The sequence below is a fragment of the Clostridium sartagoforme AAU1 genome, from assembly GCF_000401215.1.
In the GTDB taxonomy this organism is placed as follows: domain Bacteria; phylum Bacillota; class Clostridia; order Clostridiales; family Clostridiaceae; genus Clostridium; species Clostridium sartagoforme.
The window spans coordinates 1-17,704 of record NZ_ASRV01000133.1 but is presented as its reverse complement, the minus strand read 5'-3'; the positions used below and the strand labels follow the sequence as shown (position 1 = coordinate 17,704).

Here is a 17,704-nt window from a genome sequence, read left to right as displayed (position 1 = left end):
CATAAGTTTTATTCACTACATTTTAGCAAATAACTAAAAATGTGTCTATTACTACTCTTTAACATAATCTCTAAGTCTAAAGCTTCCTGCTGTAAAGAATACTCCTGACATTAATATTATTACTATAATTGGAATTAATATTTTCCCTTCATTAATAATTTGAATTAACCAAGAAAAAGGTGATATTATACTTAAACTACTTATTATCTGTGGAACATTATCAAATTCTTCTATGCCTCCACCAAATATTCCAAGTCCAAAGGATAATAATCCAAAGATTACAACTGCTAAACTTGCTATAGTTTGATTTTTTAACCATCTAGTAGTAAATACAATTAATGATGTAGTAACTAAACTGCATAAAGTTATAACTAATATTCCTTCACCTAAATTATAGTTTTGTATTTTAAATAATTTAATTGCTAAAATTAAAGTTATTGAACTTATTAAACTTTGAAGAATAAATGCTGATAGATATAAGGAGCCTAAAATTACTTTATCAGAATTACCGGTTGATATTGTTCTTCTTAATACCTTCTGTGCCTTAAGCTTAATTATATCATCAATTAATATAGAACCTCCTATCATCATAAAATAGCATATCATAAGAATAGCCATAACATAATCAGTTTTATTTTCTTGAAATTTATCTACTATTATAGTTGTTACCGTATTAGTGCTAAGCCCATCATTTATACCTTCTTTAAGTAAATTATTAACATAATCACTTATAATATTATCTCCAAGAACTGCTCCAATGTCAGCTTCAATACTATAACATTTTACTTTAGGCATTTCACCATTATCTATAAATTCCTCGAAATCTTCGTCTATAGCATATATAACGCCTAATTTTTTATCTCTTAAATCATTATAATTATCTTCTACTTCTCCTTTTAGCTCTTTTATATCATACTTTTCAGATAATATATTTATTAAATCTTTCGAATATTTTCCTGGAGATTTATCTAATATTCCTATTTTACCTAAAGATGGATCATCAGATTTTGGACCAACTACTCCAAATAAAACTACCATAGGAAGAAGAAAGGTCATCATTAAAATAACTGGACTTTTTAAATTTCTTCTTAAATTAATTAATATTAATCTTATTAAGCGCATCTTCTTCCCCCCTTAGATAAAGTTATTTTTAATACTGAAATCATAAATAATATTAGTGAAAAGCAAAGTATTAATATTAAATCCTTATTATTTAAACTAAAATTTCCATTTAAATTGTATAAAGTAAAAAGTTTTGAAATATAATGAGTTGGATCTAAAATTCTCAGTTCAGCTCCTGCTCCAGTAAAGCTTTCTACCATACCTAATATAGGAAATGTAAAAACTAATATCCCAACAACTTTACCATATACAGCTCCAAAGAAAGTATAAATACATTTGCTTATTGAAACTACTAAAATAGATGTAGTTAAAATTAATGTAATTAAAGGAAAGATACTGCCTTTAAAGCTTATTCCTATAATTCTAAAGAAAAATACATATCCAGAAATGATTATAGTTGAATATACAAGTAAAGCAAAAGAATCATAATAAAAATATTGATTTTTAGTTATAGGTGTTGATTTTATTCTTTTATCAAAATTTATACTTGATTCTGTATAATTAGATTGTATAAGTCCAAGAATAAGCATACTAATTACAAAAGAAATCATTGATGCAGCCATTTTTTCATAGGTAGTTGATGATTTTTTAGAGTTTATATCAATCTTTTCAACTACTGAATTTTCTGTAATTGTCTGCAAATTTTTATTTGATCCACCAGATAAATTAATATAAAGACCTTCATGATATTTATCTAAAATAGTTTTTAATGTATTTGTAGAGTTATTAAATCCTTCTCCTAACTTATTTATATTTATTTTTCCGCCTTTTAAAGATACTACATTCCTCTCATATCCCTTTGGTATCAAAATTTCTATATTTGCTTTTTTATCAGTTATTAAAACAAGTTCTTTCATATCATCACTTTCTAAAAATGCTATTAAATCTTTAGACATATTACTATTATCCATATCATTTATTTGTACCTTTAAAGTTTTCAATTTTAATGGACTTTCCGTAATTGCTTTCTGAAAAAATCCCATGAAAGATGCTAATAAAACTGGAAATAGTATAAAATATAAGATTGTTAGAACCCCATTAGATATCATTCCTTTTAAAGTCGTCTTCGTATAATATATTAATTTCACTTATCTCACCTCTAATCTCTTAGCATTTTTCCTGTTAAGGCTAAGAATACATCTTCAAGCCTTACATCTTCATAACTTATCTTTTTTATATTAATTCCATATTCCTCTATAATACTCAATACATTATGAAGTTTAAAGTTTGAATCTATAGTTAAAAATAAATTACTTTCTTGCTCTTTAACCTTTATTACTCCAACTAATTTTTCTATTTTCAAAATAATTTCTCCTGTAATATCACTTCCTTCTATTATTACCTTGTTATTAGGAAAAACAGAAGTCTTAATTTCTTCCTTAGTTCCATAAGCCACTTCCTTACCTAAATCTATAATAAAAACCCTTTTGCATAACTCCTCTACCTCCTCCATATAGTGAGAAGTATATATAACAGTTGTTCCCCATTCTGTACAGATATTTTTTGTAAAAGTAAATATATGATTTCTTGATTGTGGGTCAACTCCAACAGTAGGTTCATCCATTATTAATACTTTGGGATGATGCATAATGGCTGCTGCAATATTAAGTCTTCTTTTCATTCCACCTGAAAATTTTTTTACTTTTTCTTTTTTCTTATCATAAAGTCCAGTAACTTCTAAAGCTTCTTTTATTCTTTCTTTAAGCTCTTTTCCCTTTAAGCCATATAATGCACCAAAAAACTCTAAGTTATCATAAGCATTTAGCTCTTCTATTAATGAAATATCTTGCGGCACATAACCTATGCATTCTTTAGCTTTTATTGGATTCTTCAAAATATCATAACCACAAATTCTAACAGTTCCGCTGTCTGGGGTTAATAGGCTAGTCATTATATTTATTAGTGTTGATTTCCCAGCTCCGTTAGGTCCTATAAATCCAAATATTTCTCCTTTCTTAACTTCATAACTTACATTATCTAAAACTAATTTATCATTAAATCTTTTTGTAACATTTTTTACTTCTATTATATTCATATAAATGCCCCCTAATCTTTTCTTAATTATATAATAAGATAAAGCTAGGGGCTTGCCATCACTATAAGTCACTATCAAAATGACTTAAGTCACTATTCTATTTTTAAATGCAAAAATTGCAATTTGTGTTCTATCTCTAAGATTTAATTTAGATAATATGTTTGTAATATTATTTTTTATAGTTCCTTCAGATAAATAAAGCTTTTCTGAAATTTCTTTATTTGTTAATCCTTCAGCGATGTACTTGATAATTTGAATTTCTTTATCTGAAAAATCATACTTTCCTATTTCCTTATTATTTAAACTATAATTACTATTAATAAGAATTTCATTTGCAACTTCAGGATGAACAACCATGTTTCCCATGTAAGCTGTTTTTATACCTTCATAAATAACTTCATGAGAACTATCCTTTAATAAATATCCAAATGCTCCATACTTCAATGCATCTTGAATATATTCTTTGTCCTTAAAAGTAGTTAATATTATAACTTTAATCTTAGTAAATTGCTCCTTAATAAGTCTAGTTCCCATAACGCCATCACAATCTTTCATCCTTATATCCATAAGAACTACATCAATTTCTTTACTTTTACATATTTCTAAAGCTTTATATCCATTTTCAGCAGTGCCAATAACATCTATATCATCAAAAGTTGAAAGCATAATTTTCAAGCCTTCTCTAATTAATTTTTCATCATCTACAATTAATATTTTTATTTTCATAATTTCAGCTCTCACTTTCTTTTGGAATTACAAGTTTTATAAAGAATCCCGCTCCAACTTCTGAATTCATATCAATTGTTCCACCTATTTCTTCAACTCTTTCTCTTATATTTTTAAGCCCAAAGCCACTTTCTTTTATAATATCAGTTCCTACTCCATTGTCTTTAAAAGATATTACAACCTCATTTTCTATAAAGTTTATAATTACTTTAACTTTGGATGATTTTCCATGTCTTAAAGCATTAGATAATACTTCTTGGGTTATTCTATATAAGTGGCTGCTTTGCTTTGTAGAAAGCGTCCAATTTCCCTTTGATAAAGTAATATTTACCTCTACTCCTGACATTTTCTCAAAATTCTTGCACAAATCTTGGATTCTAATTATTCCTCTATAATTATCATAATCATCAGACTTAAGTTCACTTACTGCCTTTTTAACATCTTGAAAACTTTCATTTATAAATTCTCTTAAGTTTCTTGCCATATTCCTTAGCATACTTCCTTCTTTATTAGCTATACTTTCCATTGCAGATAGTTGAATCATAGCTGTTGATAAAGAATGTCCAACACTATCATGTATTTCTCTAGATATTCTATTTCTCTCCTTAAGTACTGTTAGCTCTTCTATTGAAGTGAGATATTCTTCCAACTGGCTATTTACTTCAATTAATTTTTCTTCAGACATTTTAAGTTTGTCATATAATTTTTGTGCTTCATTTTTTGTGCTATATAATCTTGATATGTAATTCAAAAGAATTATAAAAATAAACATAATAACTAAATTAACAAAACCTTCTTCAATACTTTTATTGCTTCTGATAGATAATGCTATCAAAGATATTAAAACTATAAATATATACTTTATTTTCTTATATTTTAATGTAAATGCATCTATTATTAATCCTATTAAGTAAAATAAAATATTTCCTCCAAAGTTTAAACAGGCTATTGGTGATATTATTATTTCAATAATCATTGAGATAATAATTAATTTATCATTACTAAAATGAAATATTCTAAGATTATTGTTAAGTATAAATAATAAAACAAATATTATACTTAAAATGCCTGTGTTTCCTTCCTCAATGAAAATTTGAGCTATCAGAATAATAAAAGATATATATCGTATTAATAAAAGTTCTTTACTTTTTTCCATGTTCTTCTCCAAGCTTTTTTATTTATAAAATATCCTTCTTTTTATATACTAAATAAATTCCAACACAAACTAATATTAAAGCTACAAATATCTTTATATCAAATATGTTTTCTTTAAGTACTATAGCTGAAAGTATAGTTCCAAAGATAGGAATTAGAAAATTAAAAATAGAAATTACTCCGACTTTATTGTATTTTAAAAGTTGTGACCATAATGCAAATGCTACTGATGATAATAACGACATATACATTAATAATGAAGTAGATTTAGCATTAAAGTTTGAAAGATTTCCTCCTAATAAATGTCCTATTAATATTAAAGCTAGTCCTCCTACTGCTAATTGATATCCAGTTACAGTATATGCATCTTTATTTTGGCTTATCTTCTTACTATATATTGCTGAAACTGAAGTCATAAAGGCTGCAAGCATTATAAATCCTTCACCTCTAAGAGAAAATCCTCCTTCTAAGACAGAAGATTTTCCAATATTTATTATTACAACTCCAGTAAATCCTACTATACAACCTAAAATCTTACTTAAATTTAACTTATCATTTTTATATATGAAATGTGCCAATATAATACTAAAAAAAGTACCTGTTCCATTTATAATTGAACCTCTTACTCCAGTTGTGTATGTCATTCCTAAATAAAAAAATATATATTGAAAAGTTGTTTGTACGAATCCTAATATAGTAATTTCTTTTACATCTTTAATGGATAAATTAAAGATACTTTGCTTTATTGATAATTTTATTATTAATACAAAAATTCCTGCCAAGGAAAATCTATATCCAGCAAAAATAAGCTTTGAACCAATATCACTACTTGCTATATTAAATATTTCATATCCTACTTTTATAGCAGGAAAAGCACTCCCCCATAAAAATGTACAAATTCCTGAAATTATAATTATATTTATCCTATTAGTATAAAATTTCGATTTATCCAAGTATATTCATCCCTTCTAGAAACTATTTATAAAGTTCATAGAATTTATTATACACTGGTTTATAATAAAAAGGGACTATAATTGTTATTATTACTTGCTCTTCATTAATCCATAGTTTAGCTTCAGTAGCTAACTATAAAAATATAGTTAGCTACCTTATACCAAACTTTAAATATTAATTTTTTATAGTATTATAATTGTTTCCATAAAGTAGGAACTGTTCCTGGTATCCAAGCTATATTTGATGTGTGAGTAAATATACATTCATAAGTTTTGCTTTGATAAGTCACCTTATCTCCTATTTTATAACTAACTCCTGGTTGCCATTCTTGTATTGATGGCACTTCAACTTCTTTAACTTCTACAACACAATTTGCTGAAGTTACAGCTACCCCAGCTGTATCCTTAACTGTTACTGAATAATTATAGGTTCCATAACTCTTATTAATAAAATCTCTTTTAACTACTTGGTTAGATGTTAATCCTGATGTTAATGTACCTGTTGCTATGGATTTACCATCTTCAAATAATTCATATGATATTGCAGTATTATAAGCAGGTACATCAATAGTTAATGAATAGTTTTTATTAGAAACTGTTGAAGCTTTAATTGATGCCGCTTTTAGTGATGGTCTTTCTGGGACTATTGGTGATAATGAATCAAAAAATGGTCTATAGCTTTTAACGAATTCCTTATTATTTACATTATCCCAATTTATTGACCAAGCCATTATTCCTCTTAAATTTGGATACTTTTCTCCAATCATTTTATAAGAACCACCATAGGATTGTCCTTTTATTAAATAATTTAAAGCTTTAAGCATTTCTGTTGGTGGAATATATCCTGAATTTGGATTTAGTGTTCCTTTTTGTGATGCTGGAACACCAATTACTACTTGCTCTTGCTTTAATGGAGCAAAGAAGCTGTTTTTTGATGCTCTTGTCTGAAAACCTTGTAGTAGCATTTCTACCATAGCAACTTGGAAATCAGCTGTTCCTTGATTATAGGTAACTCCATCAAGAGCCATATTACCTCCGCAGTTATAATGTTGAACTTGAAGATAATCAAGTTCATTTCTTACTGCATCTATAAGCGGAAGATATGCTCCCCAATTAGTTGCATAACCAGTGTTTCCGCCCTGAACGTATGATAATTCTGGAGCCATACTTATAATAAAATCATCTCCATATTTTGCAACTAAAGCTTTAATAATTTTAATAAAATTGACTATTTGAGGTGTAATAGGATTCTTAAGGTCTGTATCTCCTGGTTGAAGTATCATTCCGCTTCCACCTTCAAGATCAATATCTATTCCATCAAATCCATACTTATCTATTAAACCTGTAAGTGATGTCATAAACTTTTCTCTTGCGGCATCTGTTGGAATTTGAATTGTACCTTCTGCACCACCTAAAGATAAGACTACCTTCTTACCTTTACTTTGTACATAATCGATATCAGCTATAAACTCCTTTTCATTATAAACTGGATGTAACTCTACAACTGCTCTATCGCTATAAGTTTCTCCAAATGAAACATTTATTACGTCCCATGCTGGATCTACATCTCTTATTTTAACAATTCCAGCTCCATTATCAAAATTATGCCAATAACCAACAAGTAATCTTCCATTACCAGCTATGTTGGTGTCAGCTTTAAATTTTGAACTTGGCGTAATAGTCATTATTATTAGTGTAACAATAAACAGTGATAAGATTTTTTTGAAATCTTTATACATATTATCCCTTCCCTTATACCAACTAAAAAATTATTTATCTTCCGTCTATCACAATCTTAACTTTTATCTTTAAGATATAATCTTTAAGATTTTATATAACATCACCTCCACAAATAAAATAACTAACGCCCTTACTTATATTTTACAATATTTTGATATTATGTAAACATTTTATGCAATATATTTTTAATCTTTATTATAAAACTAATAAACTAGCTTACTTAAATTTCAGCTAGTTTATGTTATTTATTCTTTGATATATAATTACGCTACTATTGTTTTTGCACTTTTAATTGCTTGATCTGCACTCCAGAAAATCATATTACTGCCTAATTTTTCTTCAAATCCTGATTTATCAATAATATCTTTAACAGACTGCTGCAGACCACATAACATAATTCTACAGCCTCTACTTTCTATTTCTTCAATAACTTCTGATAATGCTTGCAGTGCTGATGTATCGATTAGCGGAACTCCCCTCATTGATAATATTATAACTTTAGCATCTCTTATTGATAAAATTTCCTTTTTAAATTTTTCTGTTGTTGCAAAAAATAATGGGCCGGTAAAATACATAACTTTAATACTTGATAAATTATTACTTTTTGATACTATATTATCTAACCTTTTTTCATCTACTTCACTTACTGATATATCCATATTTGCAATCTTTACTATAAATAATAAACTAGAAAATATTACTCCTATTAATATTGCTTGAGTTAAATCTAGTGCTACTGTTGCAAACATAGTTATTAAAAATTTTAATATTGCACCTTTAAACTTTTTAGAGAATATGTATTTTATATTTTCCCATTCGTTCATTCTCCAAGCCGTTACCATAAGAATTCCTGCAAGTGCTGATAATGGAATACTAGACATCACTGGTGCTAATAAAAACATTGACAACATTAAAAATACAGAATGAAACATACTCACTAACCTAGTTTGCGCACCTGACTTTATAGCTACACTTGTTCTTGCAATAGCTGCAGTTGCAGGTACTCCTCCAAAGAAAGGTATTATAAAATTACCAACTCCCTGTGCAATTAATTCTCTATTTGCATCAAAAGTATCTCCTTTCATCTTCTTTCCAACTTCACCACATAATAAACTTTCAATCATTGCTAATGCTGCAATACTTATAGCTGGTACTAACACGCTTTTTACAATTTCAAAGTTTATTGAAGTAATATGAAGCCTGTCATCTAAAAGTAACTTTTGAGGTATATCACCAATTATATCTACTGGTAATTTAAATATCATATTTATTACCAAAATTATTATTAATGCAATTAAAGATGATGGAATTATATTATTAAATTTTTTAGGCCATATCATCATAATAATAACAACCAACAACCCAATTGAGATAGCATACCAATTTGGGTGTAATGGGGTACTAAGAAAATTCAATACTTTTATTGCTGCTGATTCAGATGATTTAGTTGAAACTCCGAAAAAGTTATCTAATTGCCCTATTGCTATTATTAATGCAATACCTGATGTAAAGCCAGTTATTACTGGTGTTGGTATATATGAAACAATCTTACCTAATTTAAATATACCTGCTAATATAAGAATAATGCCTGCAAGCGCACCTGCTATCCATACACCTTCTAGTCCATATTTTTGAAATAATGCAACTAAAATTGCACTCATAGCTCCTGTTGGTCCTGATATTTGAAAAGATCCTCCAGATAGTGCCCCTATTACTACCCCAGATAATATAGCTGTTATTAATCCTGCTGCTGCTGTTGCTCCAGAACTAACCCCAAAAGCTAATGCTAGTGGTAATGCAACTGCTGTAACAGTTATTCCTGCCATTAGATCTTGTTTGAAATTTAACAAACCATATCCCTTGAATTCATTTTTAATGTCTTTAATATAACTTTTAAACATTATATTCATTCCCTTCTTCATACTTTGTTCATATGTTGTCCATAGGTATTTTACCTCTACTTATAAAATAATACAAGTTATGTTAAATAAAGATATACTTTATTGATTCACAAATTCCAATCTTAGCAATTAAATTCAAAGGATTATATAATAATTTGAGATGAAATTATGGAAACTTAAAAGTTAAATTAAGGGAAGTCAATGGACTTCCCTTAAAAATTATATATTAAATTTTTGTACCATTTCATTTAACTTTTGAGCAAGTTCTGCTTGGCTTTGAGCTGTCTTTGCAATTTGTTCAATTGCTTTTGTAGTTTCTCTCATGCTTTCTCTTATATCTTCTGCTTTTTCACTAGACTCTTGAGATGATTCAGCCATACTTTGCACAGCCTCACTAACTTGTCCAACTGTAGCTGTTATTTCTTCAGACATTGCAGCAATTTCATCTGACATTTGGCTTACAAATTCTGAATCATCATAATATTTAGCTCCTGTTTCTCCATACGCATCTAATTGCATATTTACATTGCTATTAATAAATTCCAATATTTCACTTCCTGCTTCAATACTATTTTTAAATGCATATTGTACTTTTAAAATAGTTTCTTGAATATTTCCTACTGCATTAGATGACTGCTCTGCAAGCTTTCTTACTTCATCTGCAACAACAGCAAATCCCTTACCTTGTTCCCCTGCTCTAGCTGCTTCAATTGCTGCATTTAATGCAAGTAAATTAGTTTGATCTGCTATATTTCCAATAGTATCTGCCATAACCTTTATACTTTCTACAACCATTACTGCCTCAATCGCTTTTTCCATTTTTTCTTTCTTTTCATTATATACTTCTCTAGTTTCTTCAATAGCTTTGTTACTGTTATCTTTAACTGCTAAAGCTCTTTCCTTTGCAGCATTTGATATGTTACTTCCATCCATGGACTTTCCAGATAATACATTTATACTTGAATCTACTTCTTCGATAGAGGCACTTATTTCTTCTGTAACAGCGCCTGATTCTTGAATAGCAGATGTAATTGATTCTACAGCTTCGTCTATAATTACAATTTTAGAAAATAACTCTTCTACTGTTGCTGAAAGTTCTTCTGAAGATGCTCCTATATTTTGAGATTCATCGATAATTAAAGATACTAAGGTTTTTACATTTTTTTGTGCTTCATTTAAAGCTTCTGCTGTTTGTCCAAATTCATCTTTACTTCTTATATGAATTGGATTGCTAAAATCATAGCCAGATAATCTTAATGCAAAATCTTTTATTTTAATTAATGGATTAGTTAATTGTTTGCTAGTTATTACAGATAAAATAACTGCTACAATTAATGCCCCTATAACTAAAAAAACATTAATTATAATTCCTACTTGAATGTCCTTTTTTAATATGTATTCTCTTTCTAATATAACCTCATCTATATTATCTATGTAGTTTCCGGTTCCTATAATCCAATTGTATGGAGTATATAATTTACTGTATCCCCTTTTAAGTGATGCCTCAGTTTCTCCACTCTTAGGAAACCAATAATCTGTGTACCCACCACCTTCTTTCTTACCATTTTCAATAATTTCTTTTATTAGATACTTTCCTGTACTATCTTTAGTATCTAATCTATTTGTTCCCTCAGTCTCTGAACCTAAAAGAACAATATTAGTTCCATCAATATTATCAGCCCAAAAGTATCCGTCTTCTCCAAATTTCAATTTTCTTAATAAATCTGCACTTTGTTTTTTAGCTTCATCAATAGTAATTTCACCATTTTTAGCTTTCTCGTTAATTGCATCTATCATGGATATAGCAATCTCTACTTGCTCCTTAATTCTTTCATCATAATCATTATTTAAATTCTCCTTTTGAATTTTCAAAAGATTATTATTCGTTTGTATATTTCTAAAGGTTATTGTAACACTTATAATTATAGCTGTTACAAGTGAAATAAAAACAGTAAGCATAATTAATTTATATCTAACTTTTTTCATAAAAATCCTCCTTAGTACATTATTTAATATGCTTATATTCTAAGGGAAGATTCAAAATTTATCTACATATTTTTAATTAATTATTAAAAAATAAATCTAATTGTTAAATAATGAATATTGTTTTATCAATCCATTTGTATTCTGGTTTAATGCTTTTTATATCCTCTACTAATTTAAATAATGCTACATCTTTTTCTTTACATTCTAACATTATATCTATATCCTTATTAAATCCTTTTAAAATTTCTATAAAATTTATAAAATCTTTAACATTTATAAAATCTGAATGTCTTTTATCAACTTTATCTATTAAACTTCTATCTTTTGGTGAAGAAAAATGCATTTTAGGCGGTAAACTTTCATTTTCCCAAGTATTAAGTATATCATCTAAGATATCTTTAATATCTTCTCCATAATTATTACAATTGTGATGATGAATATCTAAAACCATTGGAGTATTTAATGTTTTACACAAGTTCAATGTTTCCTTTGCTGTGTATGTTCTATCATCATTTTCTATAATTAATTTTTCTTTTAATTCTTTAGGAAATCCATTGAAATGTTTAATAAATCTTTTTATTGCGTCTTCTTTGCCTCCTGTTGCTCCCCCTATATGAATTACCATTTTACCTTCTTTGTAATTCATATCTTCAAACCAGTCTACTTGTCTCATTAAATTTTTTAGAGTATTTTCCACTACTTTTGGATTATTACTGTTTATAACATTAAACTCATCTGGATGAGTATCAACTCTCATATTAGAATTTTTAATAAGCCTACCTATATATTCAAAATCCTTTTTAAATATTTCTCTATGTCCCCAGTATCCAACTTCAGGATGAGTAACTAGTGGTATTAAAGCTGAAGTTATTCTATAAAAATGTATATTATTTTCTATATTATATCTTAATAACTCTTGTAAAGCATTTAAATTTGAACTAGTAACAATTTTTAGTTTTTCTAATTTTTTTTCTTCTGATGTAATTTTATTATAATTAGTGAAAGTAACCGTGCTAGAACTTGTTACTTTTTTCCTAATACATTTGAAATAGCAACATATCCAAGTCTAATTTTCATAGATTTTCTCCTAATCTTTTAAAAGTATTTCAGATTATATTTTCTTATAAAAAAGTAAAAGAATGAAATTATAAAAAACTATACTCATAAGAAACTTCTCACAATTTCCTAAAGAGTACACATACCTTTTATACTAACATTCTCAAAATTTTAAACTTTTATACTTTTCTATACCAAAAAACATTATCCATAAAATTATTACCATAATATAAATCATATAAAACTTTATCTGTATATTCTCTTTCAACTAATCTAGTACCTACGACTCTTCTTACAAATGGATTGCTAGTATTTAATCCATCAATTTTCACCCTAAAAAGATTATCTTGATAAATAAATGTCTTAAAAATTGGCTCAGCTTCAAAAGTTAATTCTAATATTTTAATATATGTGTCTTGGCCTAATGAAGTTTTTCGTAGGAATTCTTCTAGAGCCGGTTTATTATTAATTCTATTAACAGCATCTGAAATTATATTAATTGTTACGATATCCTCAAAACAATATCTATATATACTTGTCATCGCTCCTCCAAAAATACTTATATATAAATATTATATTCATTATTTATATATAAAGGTGCTAAAGAGCTTATATAATAATATTCTAAAATACAATTGCTATTTTTATGTTATTATATTAAAATTTATAGTTGAAATAAATTCACACTATCCCACTAGTACATATTTGGGATTAAGAGGTATTAAATTGAGTGAACTTATTTTCATTTATTAACATTAGTTTAAATTACTACTTATCTTTTTCATAATATTTTCTCATAAATAAGTTAGCACTTTCGCAATCAAAAACTTCTTGATAATTTTGTTTACTTACTAATGAAAGCATATTTTCATATTCTGGATGAGTTTTATCATTAATTATTTTTAAAAATTCTGTATATCCTTCTATTCCTCCAATATCTTCTGGAGGACAATTTCCTTCTGCTTCTATACATTTAGGATAATCATATATATAATCTTCAATTACTTCTTCTAAAGTTATATTGTGTTTCCAATAATCTCCAAAGTCATATATATATTCAATTTTATTTTCTTTATTTAAATAATCATCTATATAAACCTCTTTACTATGCATGTATTTAATTTTTAACATATCTTTTATAAATCCGTAAGGATCATTTCTATTATTTAATTTCAATTTAGAATAAAATTCATATTCAGAAATAGTTTTTTTATCAGAAGTTATTCTTAAATTTTCTTCTTTAATATTAAAATCATATAAATAAATATTTTGCCATCCCATTGAAAATTGAATTATATAATGTAGCATTTCAAAAGTAATTCCTGATGGAACTATAACTTTTCTATATATTAATGGAATACTATCTATAAGTTCTATCTTTGTCTTATATGCTTTCATAGATGGCCTCCTTACTCTTATAATATATCTTTATTTTAGCCATTTAGCAATTTTTTATATTTCCAATTTCAGTTTGTTTTACTTTCCTTTAAGAATTGGAAATTAATTCATTTTAAGGTATAGTCTTCATTAAAAGTTTTTTTGTTTCATCATCACAAAAAGCTGCATTTATACTATTTATATAAATTTCTTTATATTCATCTATATTAACATTAAATGTTTCTATTAGTTTTTCTGTTTCTTCAGTCAAATTTACATTAGATACAGTTCTGTTATCAGTACTTAAGCTAACCTTTATATCATCTTTATGATATTTATATATAGGATGCTCTACATAGGTTTTTACTGCTTTTGTGTCAATATTGCTTTTAGGGCACATTTCTAAAGTTACTCCCATCTCTTTAACTAGATTATAAGCATCTTTGTCATTATATATATAAACGCCATGACCTATTCTTTCAGCTCCTAAAAAATTTATTGCATCTCTTACATTTTTCCCAAAGCCAGTTTCTCCAGCATGTACTGTGATTCTAAACCCTAACTCCTTAGCAAATTTCATCGAATCTATATATTCATAAACAAAATCTTCTTTTTCTGATGCTGCTAAATCTATTGCAACAACCCCTCTGCCAAGATATTTTTTCCCAGCTTTTATTGAATCGTATATATGAGATATTTCTAAGCTTCTCATACAAGAAATTATTACATTACCTTTTATCTCATAATCTTTTTCAGCCTCTTTTATTCCATTTATAACACTTTCTATTATTTCTTCTAAAGCTAGTCCTTTTTTTGTATGCAGTACCGGGGCAAATCTCACCTCAATATATTTCACATTTTCTTTTGCTGCATCTTCTAATAATTCATAAGCTGCCCTTTTTAAGTTTTCCTTTGTTTGCAGGACTTCATTTGGTAAATCGAATTTTTTTAAGTATTCATCTAATGAATTACATTTCTCTGAAACAACCAGTAGATTTTTAACATAGTCATACTCATAACTGTCTAATTTTATATTTTCTCTTTTCGCAAGCTCTATAACCGTCTCAACTCTTAAACTTCCATCTAAATGACAATGAAGTTCTATTTTAGGTAAGTTACTAATATCCATGAAATTAAATCCTCCTCTAAATTTTTATAAAAAAAATTCTTGACTACGAAGAAATCACAAATAAAATGATTTCCTCGTAATCAAGAATTATTGGTTCTTGGTAGAAACCCCTAATCCATATTATTAGGGTTATACGAAGCTATTTAATATATCTCTATTTAAATTAATATTAATTTTAGCACATATATTAAAATAGTCAATATACATTTTTGACTTTCTTATTCTATATTTCCCTTATATAGAGTCCTTTCTGAAATGTCTATTTTAAAGTTCTTTTCGTATATTTCTATTAAGTTTTCTTCTCTTTCATTAACAAGTGAAAATACTTCTCCAGACTTGCCTGCCCTTCCTACTCTTCCAGCTCTATGTAAATAATCATTAGGATCTTCTGGAATATCAAAATTAATAACATAATTAACTTCTTTTATGTCTAGTCCTCTTGCCGCTATATCTGAAGCTATTAAAACTTGGATTTTTCCTTTTCTGAAATTTTCTAAAGCTCTTTTTCTATCTTCCATTTTGCCACTGCCGCCTATTGCATCTACTTTCACATTGTTAAAAGACAAATATTCTATAGTGGTATTAGTTGTATAGCTGTCATTATTAAATACTAAGACTTTTTCACCTTTAATTGAGTTTAAAAGTTTTCTTAATGTCTCAATTTTTTTCCTATAATCAGTTTTTATATAGCTGTGTTTTATATTTTCATTAACTTTATTATTTTTAACTGATATAACTTTTATATCTTTAGCTAAATCTTTAGCAATTTCTAAAGTTTTATTATTTAATGTGGCTGAAAACATCATAAGTTGAGTTTGATTTTGTGTAGATTTTATTATATTTTTTATAACTGGAAGATTATTTTTATCTAAAAGCTTATCAACTTCATCAATAACAATAGTTTTTATAGTATGAGCTGTTACTTTCTTTTTACCCATCAATTCGAATATTCTTCCTGCTGATCCAACAATAATATGAGGTTTTGCCTTTAAATTATCTATTTGCCTTTTAATATTTGCACTTCCTATTAAAGGTGTAGATGTGATTTCTAAGTTGGCTGATTTTTTTACCTCATTTATTGTATTATTTATTTGAATAGCTAACTCATGAGTTGGAGCTAATATTATACATTGTATTTCTTTTTTACTTGTATCGATATTTTCTATTATAGGTAGAAGATAAGCTAGAGTTTTTCCTGTACCTGTTTCAGACTGACCAATTAAATTTTCTTTATTAATAGCCGGTAGAATAATTTCCTTTTGTATTTCAGTAGGTTCTTTTATTCCCATAGTATTTAATCCACTAATTATTTTTTCATTTATTTTAAGACTTTCAAAATTGATTTCCATAACTATACCTCTTTCATTAAATTACCTCTTATTCATTTGCATATTAACTTTATCAATACTTTTATAAATTGTCAAAGTATATTATAAGTTGGAAATTAATTGGACCCCAGGGGTAAATTTTTTATTAATTTTGATTATAAAAAAGCAATCCATTCATTAACTTTATTGGATTGCTTTTTATTGATACTTATATGTGTTTTTATATTTACATTTATTCTTTGCAAATCTAAATTTATATATAATTTAAAATAATCATTAGAAAGTGAAAGTATCTGGATCTGCCCCAGTTCTTAAGTTCTTATTCATTCCATCAATTAATTTTATGTCTTCATTAGTTAGTTCAAAATCAAATACATCTGCATTTTCCTTTATTCTTGCTTCATGTACTGATTTAGGGAATACTACTATTCCCTTTTGCAATAACCATCTAATAATAACTTGGGCTACTGATTTATTGTACTTCCTTCCTATTTCCTTTAATTCTTCATCATCAAGACAAGCCCCTGAACCAAGTGGTGACCAAGATTCAAATACAATACCTTTTTCTCTGCACATTTCTAAAATATCATAATCTTGCATTTGAGGATTAAATTCCATTTGATTTACTGCTGGAACAATTTCTGTATTATCTAATAAATCTTGAAGATGATGAGTTTTAAAATTTGATACTCCAATAGCTTTAGCCCTACCACTTTTATAAATTTCTTCCATTATTTTATATGATGGAATGTATTCATTTTTAACTGGCCAATGTATTAAATATAAATCTACATAGTCCAAGCCAAGTTTCTTTAAGCTTAATTCAAAAGCTTCCATTACTTTATGATCTCTCATATCTTGATTCCATAGTTTTGTTGTTATAAACAGTTCTTCTCTTGGAATTTTACTTTCTCTTATTGCTTCACCTACAGCTTCTTCATTTTTATATATAGCCGCAGTATCAATATGTCTATATCCTGCTTTTAATGCAGCAAGAACAGCTTCCTTAGTTTCAGGTCCACTTTGCCAAACCCCTAATCCAAATTGATAAATTTCAGTACCCGTATTCATTTTTATCTTACTGTCTATTTTCATAGCATAACCTCCTACATTATTGTAAAAATTTTCTTTACCATAATTATAAACCTTAGAGTTTACTCTAAGTCAAATTTTATTTTAAAATAATTTCACTTTAT

General features: G+C 27.1%; 14 protein-coding genes, 1 pseudogene and 1 riboswitch. All 15 genes and pseudogenes read right to left on the bottom strand.

Translation table 11 applies throughout. The annotated features are described in order from the left end of the window. Positions 1–51: 51 nt before the first annotated feature. The 15 genes and pseudogenes from A500_RS10785 to A500_RS10715 all read right to left on the bottom strand — a co-directional run bounded on the left by A500_RS10785 (position 52) and on the right by A500_RS10715 (position 17,603). A complete protein-coding gene (locus tag A500_RS10785) occupies positions 52–1,122 on the bottom strand; it encodes an ABC transporter permease (RefSeq protein WP_016207620.1) in 1,071 nt (356 codons plus the stop codon). After that, entirely contained in the window at positions 1,113–2,210 is a 1,098-nt protein-coding gene (locus A500_RS10780) for an ABC transporter permease (protein WP_016207619.1), read from the bottom strand. Before A500_RS10780 ends, A500_RS10785 begins: the two co-directional genes overlap by 10 nt. Positions 2,211–2,221: 11 nt before the next feature. Next, complete coding sequence (locus tag A500_RS10775) at positions 2,222–3,157, bottom strand: ABC transporter ATP-binding protein (protein WP_016207618.1); 936 nt, start codon at positions 3,155–3,157, stop codon at positions 2,222–2,224. Positions 3,158–3,241: 84 nt separating this feature from the next. After that, complete coding sequence (locus tag A500_RS10770; protein WP_040436767.1) at positions 3,242–3,886, bottom strand: response regulator transcription factor; 645 nt, start codon at positions 3,884–3,886, stop codon at positions 3,242–3,244. 1 nt (position 3,887) lies between these two features. Continuing rightward, entirely contained in the window at positions 3,888–5,039 is a 1,152-nt protein-coding gene (locus A500_RS10765) for a sensor histidine kinase (protein ID WP_016207616.1), read from the bottom strand. A 22-nt stretch (positions 5,040–5,061) separates the two neighbouring features. Next, positions 5,062–5,991 (bottom strand): DMT family transporter, encoded by a 930-nt coding sequence (locus A500_RS10760; RefSeq protein ID WP_016207615.1) that lies wholly within the window; start codon positions 5,989–5,991, stop codon positions 5,062–5,064. 191 nt (positions 5,992–6,182) lie between these two features. Beyond that, positions 6,183–7,730: a carbohydrate-binding protein gene (locus tag A500_RS10755; RefSeq protein ID WP_016207614.1), complete on the bottom strand. Its 1,548-nt coding sequence runs from the start codon at positions 7,728–7,730 to the stop codon at positions 6,183–6,185. A gap of 264 nt (positions 7,731–7,994) precedes the next feature. Further along, the gene (locus A500_RS10750; RefSeq protein WP_242835122.1) at positions 7,995–9,653 is read right to left on the bottom strand and encodes a SulP family inorganic anion transporter; all 1,659 of its coding nucleotides are present in this window, start codon (positions 9,651–9,653) and stop codon (positions 7,995–7,997) included. Between the two features lie 198 nt (positions 9,654–9,851). Continuing rightward, the gene (locus A500_RS10745; RefSeq protein ID WP_016207612.1) at positions 9,852–11,618 is read right to left on the bottom strand and encodes a methyl-accepting chemotaxis protein; all 1,767 of its coding nucleotides are present in this window, start codon (positions 11,616–11,618) and stop codon (positions 9,852–9,854) included. A 103-nt stretch (positions 11,619–11,721) separates the two neighbouring features. Further along, positions 11,722–12,695, bottom strand: a pseudogene (gene uvsE, locus A500_RS10740) (UV DNA damage repair endonuclease UvsE). A 158-nt stretch (positions 12,696–12,853) separates the two neighbouring features. Next, on the bottom strand, positions 12,854–13,216 hold the full coding sequence (locus A500_RS10735; RefSeq protein ID WP_016207610.1) for a hypothetical protein: 363 nt from the start codon (positions 13,214–13,216) through the stop codon (positions 12,854–12,856). Positions 13,217–13,442: 226 nt separating this feature from the next. After that, complete coding sequence (locus tag A500_RS10730) at positions 13,443–14,072, bottom strand: plasmid pRiA4b ORF-3 family protein (protein WP_016207609.1); 630 nt, start codon at positions 14,070–14,072, stop codon at positions 13,443–13,445. A gap of 112 nt (positions 14,073–14,184) precedes the next feature. Further along, entirely contained in the window at positions 14,185–15,180 is a 996-nt protein-coding gene (add, locus tag A500_RS10725) for an adenosine deaminase (protein WP_016207608.1), read from the bottom strand. 57 nt (positions 15,181–15,237) lie between these two features. Beyond that, a riboswitch (purine riboswitch) is annotated at positions 15,238–15,337 on the bottom strand. Positions 15,338–15,398: 61 nt separating this feature from the next. Then, complete coding sequence (locus tag A500_RS10720) at positions 15,399–16,529, bottom strand: DEAD/DEAH box helicase (RefSeq protein WP_016207607.1); 1,131 nt, start codon at positions 16,527–16,529, stop codon at positions 15,399–15,401. Positions 16,530–16,784: 255 nt separating this feature from the next. Continuing rightward, a complete protein-coding gene (locus A500_RS10715) occupies positions 16,785–17,603 on the bottom strand; it encodes an aldo/keto reductase (protein WP_016207606.1) in 819 nt (272 codons plus the stop codon). Positions 17,604–17,704 lie beyond the last annotated feature (101 nt).

Excerpts from the sequence above, each read along its gene's own strand:
- A500_RS10785 (WP_016207620.1), bottom strand. The coding sequence starts at position 1,122 with ATGCGCTTAATAAGATTAATATTAATTAATTTAAGAAGAAATTTAAAA.
- A500_RS10775 (WP_016207618.1), bottom strand. The coding sequence starts at position 3,157 with ATGAATATAATAGAAGTAAAAAATGTTACAAAAAGATTTAATGATAAA.
- A500_RS10765 (WP_016207616.1), bottom strand. The coding sequence starts at position 5,039 with ATGGAAAAAAGTAAAGAACTTTTATTAATACGATATATATCTTTTATT.
- A500_RS10755 (WP_016207614.1), bottom strand. The coding sequence starts at position 7,730 with ATGTATAAAGATTTCAAAAAAATCTTATCACTGTTTATTGTTACACTA.
- A500_RS10750 (WP_242835122.1), bottom strand. The coding sequence starts at position 9,653 with ATGAAGAAGGGAATGAATATAATGTTTAAAAGTTATATTAAAGACATT.
- A500_RS10745 (WP_016207612.1), bottom strand. The coding sequence starts at position 11,618 with ATGAAAAAAGTTAGATATAAATTAATTATGCTTACTGTTTTTATTTCA.
- A500_RS10735 (WP_016207610.1), bottom strand. The coding sequence starts at position 13,216 with ATGACAAGTATATATAGATATTGTTTTGAGGATATCGTAACAATTAAT.
- A500_RS10730 (WP_016207609.1), bottom strand. The coding sequence starts at position 14,072 with ATGAAAGCATATAAGACAAAGATAGAACTTATAGATAGTATTCCATTA.
- add (WP_016207608.1), bottom strand. The coding sequence starts at position 15,180 with ATGGATATTAGTAACTTACCTAAAATAGAACTTCATTGTCATTTAGAT.
- A500_RS10720 (WP_016207607.1), bottom strand. The coding sequence starts at position 16,529 with ATGGAAATCAATTTTGAAAGTCTTAAAATAAATGAAAAAATAATTAGT.
- A500_RS10715 (WP_016207606.1), bottom strand. The coding sequence starts at position 17,603 with ATGAAAATAGACAGTAAGATAAAAATGAATACGGGTACTGAAATTTAT.